The sequence below is a fragment of the Synechococcus sp. H70.1 genome, assembly GCF_047502705.1.
Lineage (GTDB): Bacteria > Cyanobacteriota > Cyanobacteriia > Thermostichales > Thermostichaceae > Thermostichus.
Window position 1 is genome coordinate 7,770 of the sequence record NZ_JANSIV010000047.1, and the last position, 21,884, is coordinate 29,653.

The 21,884-nt window shown below is 58.0% G+C and carries 23 protein-coding genes; 12 read left to right on the plus strand and 11 right to left on the minus strand.

Annotated elements, in window-relative coordinates; genetic code table 11:
• Window positions 1–424: 424 nt before the first annotated feature.
• On the plus strand, window positions 425–907 hold the full coding sequence (locus NW827_RS03740) for a bis(5'-nucleosyl)-tetraphosphatase (RefSeq protein ID WP_414362767.1): 483 nt from the start codon (window positions 425–427) through the stop codon (window positions 905–907).
• 14 nt (window positions 908–921) lie between these two features.
• Here the strand turns inward: NW827_RS03740 and NW827_RS03745 are convergent, their stop codons facing one another.
• The 4 genes from NW827_RS03745 to mrdA all read right to left on the minus strand — a co-directional run bounded on the left by NW827_RS03745 (window position 922) and on the right by mrdA (window position 5,884).
• Window positions 922–1,872, minus strand: a complete 951-nt coding sequence (locus tag NW827_RS03745) for a hypothetical protein (RefSeq protein ID WP_414403398.1) — start codon at window positions 1,870–1,872, stop codon at window positions 922–924.
• A 189-nt stretch (window positions 1,873–2,061) separates the two neighbouring features.
• Window positions 2,062–3,282, minus strand: a complete 1,221-nt coding sequence (locus NW827_RS03750) for a pyridoxal phosphate-dependent aminotransferase (protein WP_414403397.1) — start codon at window positions 3,280–3,282, stop codon at window positions 2,062–2,064.
• Between the two features lie 85 nt (window positions 3,283–3,367).
• Window positions 3,368–3,676 (minus strand): HU family DNA-binding protein, encoded by a 309-nt coding sequence (locus NW827_RS03755; protein WP_414362772.1) that lies wholly within the window; start codon window positions 3,674–3,676, stop codon window positions 3,368–3,370.
• 333 nt (window positions 3,677–4,009) lie between these two features.
• Window positions 4,010–5,884 carry a penicillin-binding protein 2 gene (mrdA, locus tag NW827_RS03760; protein ID WP_414403396.1) on the minus strand — a complete coding sequence of 625 codons (1,875 nt, stop codon included), beginning with the start codon at window positions 5,882–5,884 and terminating at the stop codon, window positions 4,010–4,012.
• A 154-nt stretch (window positions 5,885–6,038) separates the two neighbouring features.
• Here mrdA and NW827_RS03765 point away from each other — a divergent pair, with 154 nt between their 5' ends.
• Entirely contained in the window at window positions 6,039–7,262 is a 1,224-nt protein-coding gene (locus NW827_RS03765) for a lipopolysaccharide biosynthesis protein (RefSeq protein WP_414403395.1), read from the plus strand.
• On the opposite strand, the gene NW827_RS03770 is transcribed toward NW827_RS03765, so the two are convergent.
• Together NW827_RS03770 and NW827_RS03775 are read right to left on the minus strand one after the other, a co-directional pair.
• Complete coding sequence (locus tag NW827_RS03770; RefSeq protein ID WP_414362778.1) at window positions 7,259–7,621, minus strand: FHA domain-containing protein; 363 nt, start codon at window positions 7,619–7,621, stop codon at window positions 7,259–7,261. The genes NW827_RS03765 and NW827_RS03770 overlap by 4 nt on opposite strands.
• A 72-nt stretch (window positions 7,622–7,693) precedes the next feature.
• A complete protein-coding gene (locus tag NW827_RS03775) occupies window positions 7,694–8,533 on the minus strand; it encodes an SDR family NAD(P)-dependent oxidoreductase (RefSeq protein ID WP_414403394.1) in 840 nt (279 codons plus the stop codon).
• A 100-nt stretch (window positions 8,534–8,633) separates the two neighbouring features.
• Here NW827_RS03775 and NW827_RS03780 point away from each other — a divergent pair, with 100 nt between their 5' ends.
• Window positions 8,634–9,125 carry a YajQ family cyclic di-GMP-binding protein gene (locus tag NW827_RS03780; RefSeq protein WP_414403393.1) on the plus strand — a complete coding sequence of 164 codons (492 nt, stop codon included), beginning with the start codon at window positions 8,634–8,636 and terminating at the stop codon, window positions 9,123–9,125.
• A 127-nt stretch (window positions 9,126–9,252) separates the two neighbouring features.
• Window positions 9,253–9,927 carry a DUF3318 domain-containing protein gene (locus tag NW827_RS03785; RefSeq protein WP_414362783.1) on the plus strand — a complete coding sequence of 225 codons (675 nt, stop codon included), beginning with the start codon at window positions 9,253–9,255 and terminating at the stop codon, window positions 9,925–9,927.
• Window positions 9,928–10,234: 307 nt separating this feature from the next.
• Here the strand turns inward: NW827_RS03785 and NW827_RS03790 are convergent, their stop codons facing one another.
• From NW827_RS03790 to NW827_RS03805, 4 genes are all read right to left on the minus strand, one after another.
• Window positions 10,235–10,378: a hypothetical protein gene (locus tag NW827_RS03790; protein ID WP_414403392.1), complete on the minus strand. Its 144-nt coding sequence runs from the start codon at window positions 10,376–10,378 to the stop codon at window positions 10,235–10,237.
• 28 nt (window positions 10,379–10,406) lie between these two features.
• On the minus strand, window positions 10,407–11,135 hold the full coding sequence (locus NW827_RS03795) for a hypothetical protein (protein ID WP_414403391.1): 729 nt from the start codon (window positions 11,133–11,135) through the stop codon (window positions 10,407–10,409).
• A 380-nt stretch (window positions 11,136–11,515) separates the two neighbouring features.
• A complete protein-coding gene (locus tag NW827_RS03800; protein ID WP_414403390.1) occupies window positions 11,516–12,400 on the minus strand; it encodes a hypothetical protein in 885 nt (294 codons plus the stop codon).
• 618 nt (window positions 12,401–13,018) lie between these two features.
• Window positions 13,019–13,972, minus strand: coding sequence for an asparaginase (locus NW827_RS03805; protein WP_414503356.1), 954 nt, complete (start codon window positions 13,970–13,972; stop codon window positions 13,019–13,021).
• Window positions 13,973–14,102: 130 nt separating this feature from the next.
• Between NW827_RS03805 and NW827_RS03810 the strand changes: the two genes are divergently transcribed.
• The 4 genes from NW827_RS03810 to NW827_RS03825 all read left to right on the plus strand — a co-directional run bounded on the left by NW827_RS03810 (window position 14,103) and on the right by NW827_RS03825 (window position 17,302).
• Window positions 14,103–14,861, plus strand: coding sequence for a sirohydrochlorin chelatase (locus NW827_RS03810; protein ID WP_414362789.1), 759 nt, complete (start codon window positions 14,103–14,105; stop codon window positions 14,859–14,861).
• A gap of 66 nt (window positions 14,862–14,927) precedes the next feature.
• Complete coding sequence (gene cobA, locus NW827_RS03815) at window positions 14,928–15,689, plus strand: uroporphyrinogen-III C-methyltransferase (protein WP_414362790.1); 762 nt, start codon at window positions 14,928–14,930, stop codon at window positions 15,687–15,689.
• Window positions 15,689–16,477 (plus strand): ABC transporter permease, encoded by a 789-nt coding sequence (locus NW827_RS03820; RefSeq protein WP_414362791.1) that lies wholly within the window; start codon window positions 15,689–15,691, stop codon window positions 16,475–16,477. Before cobA ends, NW827_RS03820 begins: the two co-directional genes overlap by 1 nt.
• A gap of 126 nt (window positions 16,478–16,603) precedes the next feature.
• Entirely contained in the window at window positions 16,604–17,302 is a 699-nt protein-coding gene (locus tag NW827_RS03825) for a response regulator transcription factor (protein WP_414403387.1), read from the plus strand.
• On the opposite strand, the gene NW827_RS03830 is transcribed toward NW827_RS03825, so the two are convergent.
• Entirely contained in the window at window positions 17,282–17,545 is a 264-nt protein-coding gene (locus tag NW827_RS03830; protein ID WP_414403386.1) for a ParB N-terminal domain-containing protein, read from the minus strand. The two genes, NW827_RS03825 and NW827_RS03830, sit on opposite strands and share 21 nt — an antisense overlap.
• Before the next feature lie 546 nt (window positions 17,546–18,091).
• On the opposite strand from NW827_RS03830, the gene NW827_RS03835 reads away from it, so the two are divergent.
• From NW827_RS03835 to NW827_RS03850, 4 genes are all read left to right on the plus strand, one after another.
• On the plus strand, window positions 18,092–18,547 hold the full coding sequence (locus tag NW827_RS03835) for an ABA4-like family protein (RefSeq protein ID WP_414403385.1): 456 nt from the start codon (window positions 18,092–18,094) through the stop codon (window positions 18,545–18,547).
• Window positions 18,548–18,747: 200 nt separating this feature from the next.
• On the plus strand, window positions 18,748–19,530 hold the full coding sequence (locus NW827_RS03840; RefSeq protein ID WP_414403384.1) for a hypothetical protein: 783 nt from the start codon (window positions 18,748–18,750) through the stop codon (window positions 19,528–19,530).
• Window positions 19,531–19,671: 141 nt separating this feature from the next.
• Window positions 19,672–20,094 carry an archease gene (locus NW827_RS03845; protein WP_414362798.1) on the plus strand — a complete coding sequence of 141 codons (423 nt, stop codon included), beginning with the start codon at window positions 19,672–19,674 and terminating at the stop codon, window positions 20,092–20,094.
• A gap of 12 nt (window positions 20,095–20,106) precedes the next feature.
• Window positions 20,107–21,537 carry an RtcB family protein gene (locus tag NW827_RS03850; protein WP_414403383.1) on the plus strand — a complete coding sequence of 477 codons (1,431 nt, stop codon included), beginning with the start codon at window positions 20,107–20,109 and terminating at the stop codon, window positions 21,535–21,537.
• The last annotated feature ends 347 nt before the right edge of the window (window positions 21,538–21,884 follow it).

The window sequence follows — 21,884 nt, forward strand, 5'->3', positions numbered from 1 at the left end:
AGGTGATCCCTTGGGAATCTGAAGGCTGACCTTTGCCGACGGCTGCGCTAGGCCAATGCCATCCAAAAGGAGGGCGCCAGAATCTTTGGAAAGAAGGATAGCTTGCGTACCTTTTTAGTTGCCAACCAACGCTACAGCTACTGCTATTGTAGGTACAGCTTGCAAGCCAACTTCTGGGAGGCAAACGAGCTGCCCAATTCCAGGGAACAACCCGAGCGATGGCAAGCCTCTGCGCTGGTCTTACGCGAGGACTGTACCAAGCGGCAAAGAGGGGGTTCCAGCCCAACTTGCTAAAAGTAGAACCTTGAGGCTTTGTCTCAAGAACCTGCGTAGGGGCGGTTTGACAACACCTCTCTGCCTCCGTTTATCGACTGCGTAAGAATCCCCCGACTTTAATTGGTAGGAGTGTCAAGGCCCAGTTTGCATGCTGACAGATGCTGCCTACGGCATAATCCCGGTGCTTCCTCTTCCGCCTGACCAGGGCTCCCATCTCTATCTGCTCATCCAGCACCAAAAGGGGCACTGGGCCTTTCCCAAAGGACACAAAGATGAGGGTGAGAGTGAGCTGGCGGCAGCGCAGCGGGAGTTGCGTGAGGAAACCGGCTTGACCGAGTACCACTTTCTAGTACTGCCGGGCCAGTCCGAGCCTCTATCGCTACAGGAGACTTACACCTTCACCGATTCAGCCGGGTATGCCGTGGTTAAGACTGTTACCTACTACATAGCTCTCCTGCCACCCCAGTTTCCTCCGCCGGAGCTACGGATCCAACCGGAAGAGGTGGCTGCCTACCGCTGGTGCTCCTACCTCGAAGCTTTGGAACAAATTACCTTTGAAGAAAGCCGCCAGCTTTTACGCCGCTGTCAAGCTTATCTAGAAGAGTGGTGGAGAGGTCAAAGAGAGTTGTAACTCCACCGCCCAAGCTACTGCTCGACAATTGTGACGTTAAAACCTTGATTCTTCAAGGTTTCAGCATGGTAGCGGGCATATTCCAGTTGTTCAAAGGCTGCCACCTGCACAAACTTCTGGCCGTTCACATCTTTAACAAAAGCGTCAGGGGCAACGCGGCGAGCCTGTGCCAGGCTCTCCTCCCCAGCGTAGGTGGTCAGCACCAAGAAGGTGCCCTCGCCGCGGTTTGGGCCCAGCGAGTCGGGGTCACTACTAGCTAAGGGTACTGTCTTGAGCAGCTTTTCTTGAGAGGAGCGCTCCAAGCTGGCTGCCAGTTTCTCTACCCATGTCTCCTCTCTGGGAGGGAGTTGCTGGGCACCAAGGGCCGAACGGGTCTGCAGGCTGTCTAGAGGGTTGGGGAGATTTTCAAGGGGTTCAACTTGCAGTTCCTCCACGGAGGGGGTGGTCAACCCCAGCGCCAGCTGCTGAGGGGGTACCCCACCCGAATAGAACTCTTCTCCCACTTCCACCGCCGGTGGCTCTAAAGGAATTAGAGGGAGCTGGGCTAAGTCCAGCGGGGCAAAGCTCTCTTCGACGCTGGGCTGCAACAGCTCCCCTGGCCAGAGTAGCCAGCGCACTCCAAAGCCAATCCCCGCCCACGAGAGCACCCCCACTAGCAAAGCCCCTAGAGGCGAAACTCCTCTAGAAGGGCGGGGCACTTCTTTCTCCAAATCCTCCACCACCTCTTGAAGGAGTACAGGAGAAGGACGGTGGGTGGGAAGGGTTCTACCAGGATGGCTGCCCCGCAGCGGTGGGAGAGAGTCGCGGCGTTGTAAACGTGGCCAGAGACGAAAGTGCTGCCTTTGCCTGGGGGAATCCGGGTGCAGAGGGCTGAGGGCTGCTGGAAGCGTGCGTTGGGGTGTCGGCGGGTTTTTCTGGGGCGGCGGCAGGGGCTGAGTAGGATCTGGAAGCGGAGAAAAATCCATGGATAACCTACCCTCCCGAGCTTAGGAACCAAGAGGTCTACGAAGCCAACCTCCCACCCCACCTGTTGACAGCTTAACGGCGGGAATGGGGCAAAGGACGGAGATAAGCCATCACTGCCCTGCCCCAGATAATACCATGCCATAGACCTGAGGCCGGCTTCTAGAGCTTGGCCGCAAGATAGACACTCGTCAGTCAGGGGGTGTGAGCGAGCAGGGGCAACCAAGGTCTCCACCCAGCTCGTTTCTCCTCTTGCCAGAGAGATTTTCTAGAATTTCCTGACAGGCCAATAGCAGGCGCTCTTGCTCTGGCAGAGTTCTCAGGCCAATGCGCAGGTAGCGATCCCCCAGCTCAGGGAAGCTCAGACAATCCCGCACTAGGATGCCGTGCTGCCGCAGCAGCTGCTCTTGAAGCTGTGAGGCAGAGACAGGACAGCGCACCAGCACAAAATTGGCTTGGCTAGGCCAGGGATCCCAGCCGGGCAGCGCCCGCAAACCTTTGAGCAAATGCTCGCGGGCCATGGGCAACCACCTCAAGGTGCGCCGACGAAAGTCCGTGTCAGCCAAGGCGGCTGCTGCTGCCACTGCCGCCAAGCCATTGACGCTCCAGGGATCCCGCCACTGTCGCCAGCGCCGCCAGCGCTCCGGATGGCCCACCGCAAATCCAATGCGCAAGCCAGGCAAGGTAAAAAACTTGGTCAGCGAGCGGATGACAAGGGTGTTGGGGTGGGCCTCAAGATAGGGAATCAAGGTTTGGCTACGGGGCAAAGAGGCCTCCAGCCCGCCAGCCCTTGGGGAGCAGAGCTCGCTCTGGTCTTGGGGCGCGTCTCCGAGGAGAAAGTCCATAAAAGCCTCATCCACCACCACCTGCTCAAAGTAGGGCAGAAGAGGCAGAATGGCCTCCCGCGGGAGCAGCTGGCCCGTTGGGTTGTGGGGATTGTTTAGCCAGAGCACCTTGCCGCTCTTGTTGGCGGGGAGCCCTTCTTGCAGCAAAGCAGCAGTGGCTGATCCCGGACAAGACCACCAATCCAGTGGCTTGATGACTGCCCCTGCTGCCCGCAGTGCCCGCTCGTAGTCGCCAAAGGCGGGACGAGGCAGCCACACCTCCCGCCCCTCCGCCTCCCGAGCCGCCCAAGTGAGCAATTCTGCCGCTCCGTTGCCGACAAAAATCCACTCTGGATCAACTGACCAATGCTGCGCCAAACAAGCGCGTAGCTCTCGATAGTCGGGGTCCGGGTAGCAGCTAATTGCAACCGGCTCGGGTGCCTCCAACGCTTGCACCAGGGCTTGCACAACCGACTGCGGCGGGCCCAGGGGATTGAGGCTAGCGGAGAAATCCAAAATGGCCTCCGAAGGGCAACCAGCAATTGCTGCTGCCCAAGCCCGATTGCCCCCATGTTGAGGCCGTTGCACGCTAATCCTCTAAGGACTCCATCCTGCTTCCGCCAATAGGGACTCAGATTAGCCGCAAGGACTCTGTCCCCCTACACCCGCACTTTCAAGACTTGTGACCAGCTGCCACCGCATCGCGAAAAGCTTTGCCGGCCGTGAACGTGGGAACAACGCTAGCCGGAATCACCATCTTCTCATTGGTTTTCGGGTTGCGGCCTTCCCGTTCTTTGCGCTTGCGGGCCTCAAAGGAACCGAAGCCCACTAGGGTGACCTTCCCCTTGGGTTCCCCGTTTTCATCGCGGGAGGCAACCTCTTCAACGATGATCTCCAGTGCTGCCGTCAGGACAGCCTCAGCCTCTTTTTTGGTTACGTTGGCGCGATGAGCGACGGCTTCCACAAGCTCTGCCTTGTTCATCCTAGTCTCCTCAATGAGCTGGGCAATGGGTTGAAAGCCTTCTCTGGCCGTGTTTTTCCAAGTTGGCGCTAGCAGGGCGGAGCACCTACGGCTCAGAGAAGTTGTAGCTGGAGAAGCAGGGCTAGCCCTACCCTAGGTCAAGGCACAGCCACTGCCGATGGCAGGATTGTAGCCATTGGGTTCCAAATCACTGACCTATTTTACAGCCAAATTAAGCTAGAAGCCGGCTGGAGAAGGAGTTTAGGGACTCTGTCCCACTAAGGCAATGGAGGAGAAGAGCGGAATTTTTCGGCCCATAATGCTCCCTGCTAGGGAAAGGGGACAGCTGGAGGATCACGAGTTGCTTTGGAAGTAGGCCCGCATGATCTGGCGGAAGATAGGGGCTGCTCGGGTTCCGCCCCCGCCACCACTGTTTTCCAGAAAGACCACGACTACCAGCTCCGGACGGTCAGAGGGAGCATAGCCGACAAACCAGGCGTGGGATCGCCGCGGCGGATCCTCGGCAGTGCCGGTTTTGCCGGCGGCTGGGGGAAAGCCTGGCCCCAGGTTGGCGTTGCCACCAGTGCCGTAAACCACCACATCTCGCAGCCCCTGTTGCAAGATCTCCAGGGTAGCGGGGGAGAGACCTACCTTCTGCCGCAGGGGCACGGGACTTTCCGGGATCACCTGCTGCGAGAGCAAGGGACGCACCCGCCAGCCACCGTTGGCCACTGCTGCTGTTACCACCGCCATCTGCAGGGGCGTGGCGGTGATAAACCCCTGGCCGATGGACATGTTCACTGTATCGCCCACGTACCAGGGCTCCCCCCAGTGGCGCTGTTTCCACTCGGCGTCAGGCACCAGGCCAGCAGCTTCCCCTTTGAGGCCGATCCCAGTAGGCTGGCCCAGCCCAAAGCGGCGCGACCATTCTTGCAAGGGGGCGGCCTTGGTACCCAGGGCAATCTGGTAGAAAAAGGTGTCGCTGCTGTAGGCTATCGCCTGGCGGTAGTTCAGCCGCCCAAAGCCAGCCCGGTTCCAGTCCCAAAAGCGCCAGCCGCCTACTGTGATGTAGGGAGCCGTCTGCAGCACCGTATCTGGGGGGAAGACCCCCGACTCGATCCCAGCGGCGGTGGTGATGATTTTGTAGGTGCTAGCAGGAGGGTAGGGCCGTAGGGCGCGGTTAAGGAAGGGAAAGTCCTGTTTTTGCAGGCTCTCCCACTGGGCTTGGGTGATGCGGCTGGAAAAGAGGTTGGGATCAAAGGTGGGATAGCTGGCCATAGCCAGGATCGAGCCGTCGCGGGGATCCATGGCAACCACTGCTCCTTTCTGCTGGCCCAGGGCTTGCTCTGCCACCTGCTGCAGCCGCACGTCCAGGGTCAGCTGCAGAGTCTTGCCCGGTTGAGGAGGCTGTTCGCCCAGCACCCGCAGCACTTCTCCTAGAGCGTCCACCTCCACTTGGCGCCCACCCCACTGGCCGCGCAGATGACTCTCAAACAGTTCCTCCACCCCCATCAGGCCGACAATATCCCCCAGGCGGTAGCTGGGATCCGCCTGCAGCTGCTCTAGGGGGATCTCGCCGGTGTAGCCCAGCACGTGGGCGGCCAAGCTGCCATGGGGATAAAACCGCACTGTCTCTGCTTCCACCATCACCCCCGGCAGCTCGTGGCTTCTTTCTTCCAATCGGGTCACGACCTCGGGGCTGGCGTTGCGCAGGATGCGCACAGGAAAGAGAGAGCGGTAGCCCGCCTGTTCCAGTTTCTGGACAATCTCCTCGGGAGCCATCTCCAGATACTGGGCCAGCTTGGGGATCGTCTCCTGCCAGCCCTGCCGCGACTGCACCAAGGGCCAGAGAAAAACTGAGTAGGACAGTTGACTACCCGCCAGCAACACGCCGTTGCGATCCACAATGCGTCCCCGTTCCGGCGGCTGGGGCAACAGGCGAATGCGGTTGGTGTCGGCCAACTGGCGGTAATACTGAGTGCGCACCAGTTGCAGGTAGGCCAGCCGCGATCCCAGTCCTCCAAACAGCAGCCCGCTGGCCAGCAAGAGCAAGGCAACGGACCGATAGCCTTGACCTACCGTTTTGGCCGGGGGGGATCCCAGCCAGGGGGGGCTACCAGACGGCGGTGGGGAAGGGACTCGCCGCGGCCCAGCCGGCTTGAAGGGGGAGGGTTTCCGCTCCCCTAAAGCCCTGGAGCTGGGCGGGGCAAGAGGGTAAAGTTTGGCCATGAAGAACTGCTGGAAGAAGAACGGGAGCCGACCCTGGGCCCAGCTAGGTGGGCAGCCTCAGCCTCTATTCAGTATCTCGAGCTTCGCCAGGCCTCGTCCAGGAAAAACGGCTCTGGATAAGGCAGGGCGACGACTGCGCCAGGCAGCCTGGCTGATGCTGGGCAATGGCCTGCGCTTGGGGGTGTCTGGGGCCTATTTCGTCCTGTTGGCGCGGCTGCTGGGTCCAGAAGCGTTTGGAGTGTTCTCCGCCATCTTGGCCTGCAGCAACCTAGCTGCCCCCTTTGGCTACTGGGGCCAATCGGAATTGCTGATCCAGCGCCTAAGCAACCGGAGATCTGCCGCGGTTGCCCCGGAGATCAGTCCCAGCCTGTGGCTGGCCGGACTGGTCTGCAGTGGGATGGTGCTGCTGTTAACACCTCTGTTGAGCCTTTGGTTGGCCGAGACCTCACCCCTTGAGGTGGGGATCCTCCTGGGGAGCGACCTGCTGTTTATTGCCCTTCCCGAAGTGTACAGGGGGATCCTGATTGGGCAGGAACAAATTGCTGGGGTGGCTCTCATTGACACGGGCATGGCGCTGGGGCGATTGAGCGCCGTACTGCTGGCGATGGTTTTGGACTGGGGATCCCTAACCCAATGGGCCATCCTCTACGGGCTGATGGTGCTGCTGGTGCTGGCGGGGATGAGCTGGGGAATGCGGCAGTGGTGTGCCCCTTCTCGCCTCCCGGCTTTGGACTGGCAAGAGGTAAGGGCACGGCTGAGGGCGGGTTGGGACTTTGCCCTGGGGCTGGCCGCGGCGAAAACCTTCACCGACTTGGACAAACTGCTTTTGCCCCGCCTGGCCTCAACAGCAGCGGGGGGACTCTACAGCGCCGCCTACCGGGTCATCAACTTCTCGCAAACGCCGATGATTGCTCTGCTCACCAGCCATTTTGCCGAGCTGTGCCGCCAGGGTCAGCAGGGCCTATCCCACGGCTGCCGCTACGCCTGGCAGCTTTTCCCCTGGGTGGTGGGCTACGGCAGCTTGGCTACTGTGGGGGTGGCCCTGGGCTCCTACGGGATCCCTTGGCTGCTGGGATCCGCCTACCAAGAGACTGCCCTCATCCTCCGCTGGCTGAGTCCAGTCATTTTGCTGGAAGGGATCCACCTGCTGTTGTCCCACCTGCTCACTAGTGCTGGCCTGCAAAAGCTGCGCAGCCGCCGACAGCTGGCAGCCCTGGTCCTGAATGGAGCTTTGAACGGGCTCTGGATCCCGGCGTGGGGGTGGCGAGGGGCAGCCCTGGCCACCTTACTCTCAGAAGTGACCCTGGTGCTGGCCTTGCTGCTGCTGCTTTGGCAGCAATTGGGCCCTCAGAAGGGAGGTAAGCCAAGCTCAAGCTAGAGGGTCTTGACGATGTAGGTGGCCTTGGCGTCCGGACCAAAGCTGATGACATCCCCCGACTTAAGCTGGTGGGTAGAAATTTTCTGGCCGTTGATCATCAGGCCGTTGGTGCTGGGCCGGCCCTCCAGGTCTCCATCTAAAATGCGGTAGTAGTATTCCCCCTCCCTTTCAGCAGGAATGCGCAGCAGCATGGCGTGGTAGCGGGAGGCGTACTGAGAGTTGAGACAGATGTCGTTGGCCAGGTCGCGACCGATAAAGTATTTGGCGGCGGTCAGTACCTGCGTGCGGCGGCCATCGCGGTCTTCCACAATGAGGAGGTGCTGCTGAGTACTTGGGGGAGAAGGCGCAGAACCAACCATAGCTCCTTACCGCTGCAACTGCCAGGCTTAGCATACACTATAGTCCAGCCCCGCCCTTGGCCAAGGTAGAGCCTAAGACCAGTCAGGCAAACTTTGCAGCAAGGGGCCAACCCAGCCAGGAAAGAGGGTGTAGGCCCCTACTGCCCACTGGGCCATGCCAACGATCACCTCGGATTTGGACTGGCAAACCGCCTCCCAGATGGCTGCCGCCACCTCTTCTGGCTGGCTTACCCAGAAGCTCTCCAGGGCCTGCTGCATTCGCTGCCGTGCCCCGCTAGGGTGGGTTAAGTTTTCCTCGGCAGAAACCTCCGCTTCCGTCTCCTCCACAAAGACGGCCCGCTTGAGAAAATTGCTGTTGACTAGGCCCGGATGGACAGCGATGACCTGGATGCCGTGGGGTTGCAGCTCTAGACGCAGCGCCTCCGTCAGGCCACTGACTGCGTACTTGCTGGCACAATAGGCAGCCATCTGCGGCAGGGGCATTTTGCCACCTATGGAGCCGACGTTGACAATCTGGCCTTTCTTGCGCTTGAGCATGTCGGGGAGCACCGCCCGGATAGTGTGCAGATAGCCCCAGAAGTTCACTGCCAGCAGCGCCTGCCAGTGTTCCAACGTAGTCTGCAGGAAAGGACCGCTCAGGCAGATGCCGGCGTTGTTGATGAGGCAGTCAATGCGCCCATAGCGCTCCAGGGTGGCCTCGACCAGCTTTTGCACCTGCTCCGGCTGCGTTACATCGGTGGGGACGGCCAACACCTCCGCATTGAAGCTTTGCTCCAGCTCGATAGCCGTCTGCTTCAGGGTTTCGGCGGTGCGGGCAGCCAGCGCCAGGCGGTAGCCACCGCGGGCGAAGGTGAAGGCTGTTGCCCTACCAATACCCTCGGAAGCGCCTGTAATTAAAACAACATTGGCCATCCTCCTGCTCCCCGGAACTTCTTTTTCTGTTGTAGCTTCTCCCGCCGTTGGGGAGCCCCTGATAGGCTTAGAGTACGGAATGCCAGTGAAGATAAGGGCTATGGCCTCCACCTACTCGTTTGATATTGTTAGCGACTTCAACCGGCAGGAGTTGGTGAACGCGCTGGATCAAGTGCAGCGGGAGGTCAAGCAGCGCTATGACCTCAAGGATACTCAGACGGAAATTAAGCTGGAGGAGGGATCCCTGACCATCACCACCGCCAGCGAGATGGCTCTCAACTCGATTCGGGATCTCCTCCTAACCAAAGCGGCCAAGCGGGGCCTCTCTCTGAAGATCTTTGACTTTCAGCCCCCGGAAAGTGCCGCTGGCAACCGGGTGCGCCAGGTGGTTCGCCTTAAAAAAGGCATCGACGCAGCGTTGGCCAAGCAGATTGCCAAGCAAATCCGCGACAACTTTAAGAAGGTGCAGCCCTCCATTCAAGGGGATCTGGTGCGGGTTTCCGGTAAAGACAAAGATGAGCTACAGGCGGTCATTCAAATGCTCAAGCAGCAGGATTACCCGGTAGCGCTGCAGTTTGTCAACTACCGCTAGCCCAGCAACAGCGGGCAAGGTTCCCGCCGCCCCTTGGCTTTAGGCTTTCTGGGAGCCAGCCCACAGAGAAGGCCAGAATCCTTTACCATGGGTAGTGATCTCCATCTCCAACTGCAGTTCTACCGCGATGTACACCATTTCTGAGTTTGATCGCCTAATCCAGTTTCTCCCGGTGGAGATCCGCCCCGAGGTGCAGATTGAGATTGGCTCCCCTGACCAATCTCGGGTTGTGCAACCACTCTGGCGCTTCCCCTGGCAGAAGTACACCCGCTTTGCCATTGACCTGAGCCGTTGGCAGAAGCTGAGCCCCGATCAACAGAAGATCTACTTTTTGCGGGAAGCCGTGATGGCCACTGAGCTGGCCTTGGGAGACAACTGGTCAGCGCTGTTGCTGTATCCTGCTCTCATTGGGGCGGGCACGATGGGCATTGTGGTGGAGCTGCAGATGGGGGATAACCTCGGCGTGGGCTTGGCAGCTGCTTTGGCAGCATCGGCGGCGTTTCTTTTGCGCAAAGCAGAGAAAGGCCAGAAGGCCCAGGTGGCAGCTGATGAGTTTGCCGTGCGCTATGCCTCCCAAAATGGCTACACCTCTGAACAGGCGGCTGCCATTCTGCTGAGTGCCCTGCAGCAGGTGGCTATCCTCGAAGATCGCGTTAAGAGCGACTACGACACCACCATGCGCCACCGCAACCTGGAGTTCCTGGCCCAGCGGGGTTTGGGATCCGGCACCTTGACCATCAATCCCAAGTACCGCAACAAGGGCCAGAACCCCAACCCGTACCAAAATCCCTTTCAGCGTTGAGCAGTTCCTGCAAACTAGGTGGGGGATGACTCCCGACCCTCATCTTTGTTGAGTAAGCACAACATGGCTGACGCCACGCTGCGCGAACAGATAGCGTACGGCTTCACGCTTCACTGACTTGTTGGTACAGAGGTCTCAGCATGCTGCCACCGTGCAACCCACGGCGGAAACCAGTCAGGGGAGCTCTCCAGAGATTTAACTCAATCTCTTCAACTGAAGCACGAACGGCTTTCATCCCGACACTGATTGGCTCTTCATACAGTGCGGGGCTTCCCGCCGATTAAGTTTGAGGAGCACCTAGGCTTGCTTAAGCTTCCTCTTCCAGTTCTTGGATCTCTTCCGTAGGGGTGTGTCCAGTCGCTTTGTCTTCCTCAATCTGAACTGTACCAGTGGGGTTGTAGTACCGGCGCACATCCCACTCAGCAATCCAACGGCGAATAATTGACCGCACGGTAGTTGTGCCGTAAAGAGGAGGGAGCTCAGACAGTGATTACCCAATCAGGGTAGGCCTTCTGGTAGAGACCCGCCACCTTGTGCAACATCGCTTGAATGGCCTCCTGAGCTTCCGAACAGGAACGGAGGGGGATAGCCCGCCGAATGGCCTCCATGCCGGCCCTTACAGCTTCCTCAGAAACATACTTCTGGCGCGCCATCTCAAGTGCCTTCTCCCAATCCCCTTTTTCCTGCAAGATAGACTGCTCAAAGTCGCGGGTTACTGCTCCCACTAGAATTAGCGGAGCTGCTTTTAGTTCTTCAGGTAAAGTTTCCTTGCCAAACAAGTGGCCAAGAACGCGGCAGGACTTGACCCGCTGCAGGATGCTGTACTGTGCAATCAGCTCGATTTCATCCACCAAAACCACCAAGCCCCTGAGCCCTATGGCCCGACATAGCTGAGCAGAAAAAGCCAGGCGCTGCCAGTGCAAACTTTCCGCAGGAGGTAGCTTGCTGACGGAGTGAGCCCCTGCCAGACCGTGATCCCGAAGTCTCTGCCGCACCTCTGAGAGCCTCAGAGTGGATTCACCGGCCCAAAAGCGGACAATAGCATCTAGTTTCTCATCGTCACCCTCTAGCCTTTGGTGTAAAGCTAGAGTAGCCGGCCACCAGCCCTCTCCAAATCGCCATTGGTTAACCCAAAGCTGGAACTCCTGGAAAGAAGGCTGTTTGTACTGCAGACGACCTGCAATGCCTTGGAGCCCGCGCTCAGCCATGTCAGGGAGTTCGATTTCGGCAAGGATGCGGGGAATTAGGCGACTAGGATTGCCAAGAGGCAGCTCTTTAGAGATGACAACCAGCGAAGTGGCAAAACCCTGCTTCTTTGCTTTTTCCTGTTTAGTAGAAGATGAGACTTACCAGTTCCGAAGTCCCCCTTCACGAGCATCCCCCCAGGCTCTAAGCTGGGGGCGTTGCATAATTCCCAAAACTTCTCTTCGACCTCTTGTTGCCAAAAGCCAAGTTCTGCAACCGCAAATGGATTGGGAACACCGTTTCGCAGCGCTTCAATCGCTCGCCGGGCTACAAGTGATGCACTCATTGAAGTTGAACCATAGTTGTACAAGGATTGGGATAATTGGGAGAATATACCTCGTTCTCAATTCGAGTTTGCCCGGTACTTATGGTAGGACAAAAGTTCTGATTCAATAAAATCTGGAGGAGCCATGAAGATTAGAACTGTTTTCTCAAGCTTACTCTCTGCATCTATAAACTCTCGCAAGGTTTCGTAAAGCTCAATAATTTGCCTACGAGTGAAGGTTGGACGTCCATTTTCTCTTCGCTCGTAGTAATGAAACAGACTGACAAGAATTGCTGTGCAACCGAGCTGGCGCGTAAAAAGCCTCAGAAAAGAAAGTAGAATCTCTCGAGAATTTGTCCTATCAATCCTTCGAAAAATAGCTGCCCCACGCACTTGACTAATAGATTTCAGTGTGCCTTTGAGCCACTCCTGAACCGCAAGGCACAAACCTTCTAGAGTGCCTGGACTTTGGAGAGGCTCGTAGATAAGACGGGAAATAGCCTTGCGAAAGTCGAGAGCCAGAGAGTAGTCCTGAAAAATCAGCTTCTTAATTTCTCGCTGCAACTGTATGTTGATCTCGCGGGCCTCAACTTGGTAAAGCTCCGCCAGTTCCTCTAAAGTGCAGTCTTGAAGTTCTGAGCTGGGGGAATATCCAATTTTTCTGAGAATGCTATAGCGCAGTTCTCTGGCAAAAGATTCCCAGTCCACCTTCTGAGCAAGGGCGAACCAAAAATTCTCAATTGAATGTAGATTGATGCACTCTTCGCTTAGATCAAAAAGCCGAAAAGAAGGAGGAGATAGCTTTTCCCGAAGAGATTTGTAGAGGCGGGAGTAGGAATCTTTTGGGACAACAGCTAGCTTGACGGTCGCACCACCCGCAGAGATGAAGGATCCCAGGTAGTCTTTCTCAAGACAACGCAGCCATAAATCAAGCTGTAGACAACTCTGGGTTTCCCCACTCATAGACGCTCAAACTTCAAAAGATAGTAAATATGTTCCTCACCGCGTTCATCGCGAATGCGATAGCAGCGACCTGAGCGTGTACCTGTGGATGCAGAGAAGATCAAGCGATAGCCATCCACACTATTGATTGGGTTTCGATCTAGAAGGTAAAGATGTCGCGTAAATTCTGCTTCTGTGTAGTCTGAGTTATTGAGGTGGAGAACATCGAAGACATCTCGCGCAGCTACACTTATGGAGTTAGGCAGTTGCTCCACACGCTTTCTCAGGTAGCCTGCCGCAATTCTTGCTGCCTTCCAAATGAGCTGAAGGACAGCCTGGGGATCAGTCTCTTTGCTCTTGGCGGCTCTTGCTCGCTTGATTGCCTCAGCAATAGCACTGGGCCGCTGGGATCGGAAAATCTTGCGGTCAATACGTACCCCCTCTCTGGTTGGAGATCTCCCCTTTTGCTAGCAGCTTGAGCACTGCCTACCGCTTTTGTTACTTTCTTAGTTAGCTCAACTAAGCTGGCAGCTCGCCGTCGAGAGCTTTGAAAGACTCCTCAAACATTGTTCTTCCAATTTTTCGACAAGGTAGCACTGCCAGGGAGTAAGATGCAAGACTCAGCCCCGGTTGGATTGCTCAGGGCATGCGCAGCTCCCCTTCCACCTCCAGGCGGGTGTAGGGGCCGACGGCGAGGAAACGCTCCCCTAGCATTTCGGCAGCGGCAGGTTGGATCCAGCCCATGCGCTGCAGCAGGTGCAAAGCCAAGGCATATTTGGCCCGCGCTGCTCCGTCTTGGACCTTGATGGCCAGGCCCATCCCTTCCCCCAAGCGCCCAATGCACTGGATCCCTTCGGCCCCGGACTTGCTGACCAGCTCGCCTTGGGTGGCCCGCATCAATTCTGTGTCGAAACATCCCTCGCCAGCCACCATTTCCGAATGGTGGGTCATGGCGCGGGCAATGGCCTCCAGCTCGGGTCGCTCGCCAGCGGTGAGTTGGGCATACAGAAAAGCCAAGTGGTTGAGTTGTAACTGGTAAGTGGGCACGCCGCAGTCGTCACGGGCAAACAAAAACTCTTCCGAGGGCATCTGCAATAGATCCGCCAACTTGGCTCGCACCAGGGCTTGCACCGGATGGTGCCGCTGGGCGTAGTCCGACAGAGTCCAGTTTTGGGCGCGGCTGGCCAGGAGCATGCCAGCATGTTTGCCGGAGCAGTTGTGGCACAGGGGGCTGGGCTTGCCAGGGGGGGTGGGGCAGACCAGCAGTTCCGGGGAGAGGTCGGCGCGCCAGAGCATGCTGAACACCTGCCGCGCGTGGGCCGCGGTGCCCTGATGGGATCCGCACATGATGGCGATGTCTTTCTCAGTAAGTCGATAGCGCTCCCGGATGCCGGTGGAAAGCATGGCCAGCGCCTGAAAGGGCTTGAGGGCAGAGCGGGCAAAGACTGGGGTGGTGCTTTTGCCAGCTACGGCTAGGGAGCGTCCGCGACTATCGGCCACCACCGCTTGGCAATGGTGGATAGATTCGGTCAAGCCCTCCCGCAAGACGTGGATCAACAGTTCAGGAGCAGAGGAGCGATTTTCAAATGACATGAAATCCTGGGAAAGGGCCGACGAGTCTGGAAAGGTATGTACCCATTATCTCATACGTCCAGATCCGGCGCGAAACCTTGCCGGAAGGGAGCAAAATGGAGCAGGTGCGTTTGGATCCCTCGGCTCTACCATGTCTTCAACTCCCCTGGTGTTTTTGGTCTGTCACGGCAGCCGGGATCCGGAATACCAGCAGGCGGCAGCGGACTTGCTAGCGCGGGTGCGGCAGCGGCTGGCTCCGCAGGCGGTGGAGCTGGTTCAGTTGGAAAGTGGGTCCTTAAGCCTGGGGGAGCAGATTCACAGCCACTTGGCGGCTCAGCGGCCTAGGCTCGCCAGCCCAGTAGTGCTGGTATCGCTCTTTATGGGCGGGGGATCCCATGTGGAGGAGGATCTGCCGGCTGCTCTGGAGGAGCTTCGTGCCCGCTGGCCCCGGCTAAAGCTGCTTCTGACACCGCCCATCGGTCAGCACCCGGCCCTCCTTGATCTGTTGGCAGCGCGCATGGTGGCAGCGCAACACCTAGGCGATCCTGTACATGGCTGGATCCTATTTGGCCACGGCAGCCGCCTGCCTAGCTTTGCCGCCCAACTCGAAGCTGGGATCCGAGTGCTGGAACAGCGCCTGCCCGGGATCCTGATTCACCCGGCTTTTGCTGCCCAGCCTCCTACGCTAGAGGCCACTGTCATTCGCTGCTTGCGCCTAAGCCAGTACCGCCTGCGGGTGCTGCCCTTTTTCCTCTTTCCGGGGAGCTTGTTGCGCTCATTGCAAGACCAGGTGCGGCAGCTGCGGCGGCAGTGGCCCTTGTTGCAGCTGGAGGTAGAGCCACCCCTCTGGCGAGATCCCCAATTGATGCAGGCAATTGTTGAGACAGTCCGGATGGCCTGTCCTAGCTAGATGGGCTGGTCAAACCTGTCCTGCTTAAGCAGAATGGATCTTTCCAGGAGGCTGTTGGGATTCAAGATGGGCAAGGTGTATCTGGTGGGGGCAGGGCCTGGGGATCCGGGGCTGCTGACGGTGAAGGGCAAGGCCCTGCTTGCCCATGCGGATGTGGTGATCTACGATGCCCTGGTGGGATCCGCCATTTTAAATTTGATCCCCCCAACGGCAGAACGAATCTACGCTGGCAAGCAATGTGGCGCCCATACCCTCCCCCAGGAGCAGATCACGGCCTTGCTGATTGAGAAAGCCCAGACAGCAGCCGTAGTGGTGCGCCTGAAGGGGGGGGATCCCTTTATCTTTGGGCGGGGGGGAGAGGAGATGTTGGCGCTGGTGCAGGCCGGGATCCCCGTGGAGGTGGTGCCGGGAATTACGGCGGGCATAGCTGCCAGCGCCTATGCCGGGATCCCGCTCACCCATCGAGAGCTCAGCTCCTCAGTTGCCTTCGTAACTGGCCATGAGGCGGTGGGGAAATACCGCCCCCAGGTCAATTGGCGCGCCCTAGCCGAGGCTGTGGAAACCTTGGTGATCTACATGGGCATTCATAACCTCGGCCACATTGCCACCGAATTGTTGGCCGGCGGCAAAGCTCCCGATACACCAGTGGCCTTAATCCGCTGGGGTACCACTCCAGAGCAGGAGATCCATCTGCTGCGCTTGGACAGCTTGGTTGCCCAGCCACCGCCAGTGTTGCCCCCTGCCATTGTGGTTATTGGAGCGGTAGTCACGCTGGCCAACGTCTTGCCCACCTTGCGTCCTTTGCCTCCCCTACCGGCAGGGTCTTGATGAAGGTTTTTCTGCGCAAGCTGGCTGCTCTCTGCTCCGCCTACTACGCCTACATGCTGGAGTACCGGGCGGAACTCCTTTTGTGGGCGTTGGCTGCATCTTTACCCTTAATCATGATGGGGCTCTGGAGCGAGGCCGCTCGCTCGGGGAACTTTGCCCTATCTTCCCTGGAGTTCATCCGCTATTTCCTAGCGGTGTTCCTGGTGCGCCAGTTCACCATCATCTGGGTAATCTGGGATTTTGAGCGAGAGATTGTGGAGGGGAAGCTCTCGCCGCGTCTGTTGCAACCTCTGGATCCTGCTTGGCACCACGTGGTTAGCCACCTCATGGAACGCCTTGCCCGCCTTCCCTTTACGGTGGCTTTGCTTGCCCTCTTCTTCTTGCTCTACCCCCGCGCTTTTTGGATCCCCTCTTGGCAACAAGTGGCCCTTGGATCCCTGGCTATTCTGTTGGCTTTTGCCCTGCGTTTTCTTATGCAGTACACGCTGGCCCTGCTGGCCTTTTGGGTGGAGCGAATATCAGCTCTAGAGCAGTTTCACTTTTTGGTGTACTTGTTCCTCTCGGGTGTAATTGCCCCCTTAGAGGTGTTTCCGCCGGCAGTGCGCCAGGTCTTAGCCTGGACGCCCTTTCCCTACTTGGTGCATTTTCCCGCCAGCCTCTGGGTGGGGATCCCGCAAGACCTCCTGCGCGGTTTTGGCATGAGCCTGGCTTGGCTGGGGCTGTTTTGGCTGGTCAACCGTTGGCTATGGCGAAAGGGCCTGCAACGCTACTCAGGGATGGGGGCTTAGTCCTTGCTGCCCGCAGAGCCTGAACTGCCTCCAGCCCCCTGCAGCGATTATCATGGGCTAGGGATCTCCAGGTTAACTGCGAGGATCTCAGGAGTCTCTCCTGCGTCAACTCCCCTTTGGGTCATTATGAAGCGTGTCCTCGTTGTGGATGACGATCCCCTTGCCCTCAAGGTGCTAAGCCGCCATCTTAGCCAGCATGGCTATCGGGTTTGCACAGCCACTTCCGGCAGAGAAGGATTGCGCCTGTTTGCTGAAGAGCAGCCGGATGTGGTGGTGTCGGACGTGGTGATGCCGGAAATGAACGGTTTCGAGTTCTGCCGGCAGCTGCGCCAACAGCGGGGTGGTGAGCTCGTCCCCTTTATCTTTCTCTCTTCCCGGGGCGAATTGGGCGACCGCATTCAGGGCTATGAGTGGGGAGCCGATGACTACATCATCAAGCCCTTTGAGCCATTGGAGTTGGTGGCCAAGATCGAGGCGCAGATTGAACGATCCCGCCGCACTCAATTAGAGATCCTCCGTCTCATCCAGCAGCAGAACTCCGCTAAAGCTGAAACTGCCCCTCGCCCTCGCTTGGCGGAGCTCAAGTTAACCCCCGCCGAGGAGCGGGTGTTTCGGGAGGTGGTCCAGGGCTACACCAATAAGCAGATTGGCGAAAGGCTGTGCATTAGCCCACGCACTGTCCAGACCCACCTGACTAATATTCTCAGCAAGCTTTCTCTGGAAAACCGCTCCCAACTGGTGCGCTTTGCCTATGAGCGGGGCTACATTTCCCAGGCAGAGCCGGGCGATAAAGGGGTCCCTCCCTCAAGCCAAATGAAGCCTTAAAACAGCAGGGGTGGCCTTGCGCACGCGGCACGGGATCCGCTCCCTGCCCAGGCGGACAAAGGCCTCATAGCGGTGGCAGCCCGAGAAGCCGTAGTACTTTCCCTCCACCTCCAAAACCTCAATCGGCTCCTGCAGGCCTATTTCCTGGATGGAAGCCATCAGGGCCCGCACCTTCTCCGGATCCGTTCGCCGCGGCAGCGGGCGACAAATCTGCTGCAGGGGAATCTCGCGAATCTCCACCATGCCAACTCTCCTTCTGCGTTGGACCTCTTAATCATACTCGTTATGAGTTTGGTTTGTCAGCCCTTGGCAAGAAGGAGGAAGGCATGGCAGGATAACGCCGTTTCCCCTTTGCGCCTTCGCAAGAAGCCAAGCCATATGTGGCCACTCCTCAAAGTTCTGTGGGGAAAGCTCGCCTCTCCAGCCAAGACGGCGCCCAAGCCTAGCAGCCCTCTCCCTGGAATGCCCTTGCTGCCACCTGGGAACCTGCCGCCTCAGTTACAGCAGCCCAGCAAGGCAGGGCTTACCGCAGCCCAGCAGGGAGAGAAACCTAGGGTGTTGCTCTCTTCTCCGGAGCAATCCCCCGACGCTGAGGCAGGAGAATCCCGTATTGGCCCAGCTCAACCTACCTCCGCGGCCAAAAGCATTAGCCATCTCTGGGCCTTGAGCGATAGCGGATCCCGGATTTCTCGCATTGCCGCCACCAGCAACAGTGGCCGTCGTGCTGTCAGCTCTATTGCAGGGGTTGTGAGGCCGAGAATAGACAGGTAATGTTGGAGGTTGCCAAGCATGCTGGAGATAATCTTTAACGCAGCCAACTGGTTCGCGCTACCTTTTTGGGCCTTGATGATTCTGCTGCCGGGTTGGGGGGTAACCCGTAGGGTAATGGCATCGCTCTTGCCCACTGCCCTTTTGGCAGCAGTTTATCTCTATCTTCTGGTGAGCGGGTTTAACGCAGGGACTCTTGGAGAGTTTTCCAATCCCCAGCTTTCTCTGAGCACTCTGACGGCTCTCTTTAGCCAGCCCTCGGTGATGGCTACGGGATGGGTTCACTACATCGTCATGGATTTGTTTGTGGGGCGCTGGATCTTCCTGGAGGGGTGGGAAAAGCGGGTATGGACCACCCATTCGCTACTTTTGTGCTTGTTTGCCGGGCCAGTGGGCTTGCTCTCCCATCTGCTTACGGTGGCGGTTGTCCAGGCATATCGGCAGAAGCAGTCAGGACTGCCGCAGGAGTCGGCGTAACCGCTCCCTACCGCTGCAGATTCCGTGGTTCAGGGCCAAGGGTGTGGCAGGTTTTTCGGCCTGCCTGTAGAAGGCTAGGGGTGGGGCGCCACAACAAGGGGCTGGAGGGAGGGATCCCAGGGTCCCCCAGCAAGACGGAGTTCTTAGAGGCTAGGATCTGGGATAGGAGCCTTCGGCCTTGAGGCCGGAGAGACGGTTCAATGAGGACTAGAGGCGTAACTTGGTTTCCCCCGCTTCAGCTTGACCTGCGTCCCCAGCAGTGGCTAGAGAGCTGCCTTGGAGCAGCAGCCGCGGTGGCCCTTACGGCTGGAGCGGCCTGGGGGCGGCCTGTACTAGAGGTGCGCATGACCATGGGCCTGCCCATCAGCCCCAATTACTGGTACATGGTGGCCCTTAGCCGAGCCGGTAGCCCCGGTCCCACTGCCAACCTGGTGGATCCCAGTGTCCGCGTCGGGCCCAATGAGTACGCTTTTGTGCGGGACTGGGACTACCTCATTCGGGTTACCCCCCTCAACGAGGAGTCCGTCTTGCAAGCCACCATTCAGCGCTTTGGTGAGCAGGAGCGGGAGTTTGCCGTCGGCTTCAACCAGGTGCGGGTTGAGCGCGTTAACCGTGACCGCGACACCCTTAGGTTCCGAATCGACCTCTCGGAGTTAGAAGGCCTAGACGGGCAAAACCAGGATATCCAGGTGGCTTTGCTCACCGCCCGCGCCCCCTTTCGCGTTGCTCCCGAAGAAACGAATCTAGCCATTGATGCCACTCGCGGCGAGCTACCCAACTACTATCGCCTCAGTCTCTCCAACCAGCGGCAAGTGGTCGTCGACGATCCCCAACGCCAAGAGACGATGCGCCGCAGCCGTGAGTTACTCCAACAAAGTGGCTCTGGAGGCGGTCTCACGCGCGAGCTCATTGAGGGAGGAGCGCTAGAGATTTTGGCGGCCAACATCCTCACCTTTGAGTTACATCTTCTTTCCGGTTTCTAGGGATCCCCTGCGTGGGAAGTTGTCAACTCAAACCTGCAGAACCCCCGTGCTGTAGCCGTAGGGTCAGCGGCAGGAGGATGTCAGTCTAGGTGGCAGGTGGCCTCTGGCTTTGGTCTGCAAAAGATAGCTAAGGAGACTGCCGTGGTACAGGCAAAATGGGAGCATTTTGAACACATGGCCGACATTGGCGTCCGCGGCTATGGGGCAACGCCAGAGGAAGCTTTTGCCCAGGCAGCTCTGGCCCTAACCGCTGTAATCACTGACCTGGATAAGGTGGCTCTGACGGAGCGGATAGAGATCGAGCTAGAAAATTCAGGCGATCTAGAACCTGTGTTGGTGGATTTTCTCAACGCAGTGATCTACGAGATGGCAGTTAGAGGAATGTTGTTTGGAAAAGTTGAAGTGCATCTTGCAGAAGACCATCTCAAGGCTAGCCTGTGGGGGGAAAGAGTTGACCGCATCAAGCACCGACCGGCAGTAGAAGTTAAAGGGGCAACTTACACGCAACTCAAGGTGGCCCAAGAGGGTGAGCTTTGGGTGGCACAGTGTGTGGTGGACGTGTAAGGGAGGCAGTCTATGGATATCAGGAAACTTGAGCGTGTAGATGAGACGGTCTGGCGCATTCCTCCTAAAGGCAAAATGCGTGTCCCGGTCCTCATCTTTGCCGATGAGGAGTTAATCCGGGAGATGGACGACAAAGTGGCTGAGCAGGCCAGCAACGTGACCACCTTGCCAGGGATCGTGGGAGCGTGTTACGTGATGCCGGACGCCCACTGGGGCTATGGCTTTCCCATTGGTGGGGTGGCCGCCTTCGATGCGGAAGAAGGGGGAGTGATTTCCGCTGGCGGAGTGGGATTTGACATCTCCTGCGGGGTAAGAACCCTGCGGACGGGGCTGACGCGCGAAGAAGTGGAGGAAGCAGCAGAACCCTTAGCCAATGCCTTGTATGCCAGCGTACCGGTAGGGCTCGGCAGCCGCAGCAAGCTTTCCTTGAGCGACAAAGAGATGGAAGCCATGCTGGAAGGTGGGGCAGAATGGGCTGTGGCTCAAGGCTACGGCAAGAAGGAAGACCTAGAGCGCATCGAAGAACATGGCCGCATGCGGGGAGCAAAGCCAGGCGAAGTCTCCGCCTACGCCCGTGAGCGCCAGCGGCGCGAGATGGGAACCCTAGGCTCAGGTAACCACTACCTCGAAGTCCAGGTTGTCGATGAGATCTACGATCCCGAGGTTGCCGAGAGTTTTGGTCTCAAGCAAGGGGAAGTCGTCATTACTATTCACTGCGGCTCGCGGGGCTTGGGTCACCAGATTGGCACTGAATATTTGAAGAAGATGCAACAGGCGGCTAAAGAGCACGGCATAGAACTACCTGATCGCGAGCTGGCGTGTGCGCCCTTGCAGTCCAAAGTGGGGCAAAGCTACCTGGGAGCAATGCGGGCAGCCGTCAACTGCGCCTTGGCTAACCGCCAGATCATCACCCACTGGGTGCGCCAGGTATTCGCCGAGCTTTTTCCCAAGGCTGAACTCGACCTCATCTACGATGTCTCCCACAACACCTGTAAAGAGGAAACCCACGTCATAGAGGGGAAAAAACGCCGCCTGTTTGTCCACCGCAAAGGGGCAACGCGCGCTTTTGGGCCTGGCCACCCAGAGCTCCCTCAAGCTTTTCGTTCTGTTGGTCAGCCGGTTATCATCGGTGGCTCCATGGGCACGGCCTCCTATATTCTAGTTGGCACCGAGCAAGGCGAGGCACTTTCCCTCTCTTCAGCTTGCCACGGCGCCGGAAGGGCAATGAGTCGCAACCAGGCCCTCAAGGCCTGGACAGGGCAGGAGATTATCGAACAACTGCGACGGCGCGGCGTCATTGTGCGCAGTCCTTCTCTGCGGGGGGTAGCTGAGGAAGCGCCCCAGGCCTACAAAAACGTGGACAAAGTTGTGCGCGCTGCCGACCAAGCCAAGATTGCGAAACTCGTAGCGCGCTTAAAGCCCATTCTGTGTATCAAAGGCTAGCTATTCCCCAACAAGGGGAGGCCATTTTTGGGGGCTTAATGGCCCCTTTTTTGTTGTTGCCAATTCCTAGGGAAACAGTTCGGCAGTCTAGGCACTTGAAGAGAGGCCAATCTGGATTTTCCAACTTCTAGGGAAGCTGTTGAGTGCTCAGCTGCAGCCAGTGCTTTAGCGAAGCGGACAGCTTATCCACATGAGGTTTTGCCGTGCTTGTGAGTTATTACTCAAGATGTGTTTGCCCAAGCACGGATCCTCTAGAAGAAGTTGGCGTGTGCTTCCTCCTTTTTGTATTGCGGTATACTGCGCTTTGTACCTCGATACTGCAGGTGCTTTATGACTGCCACTTACCT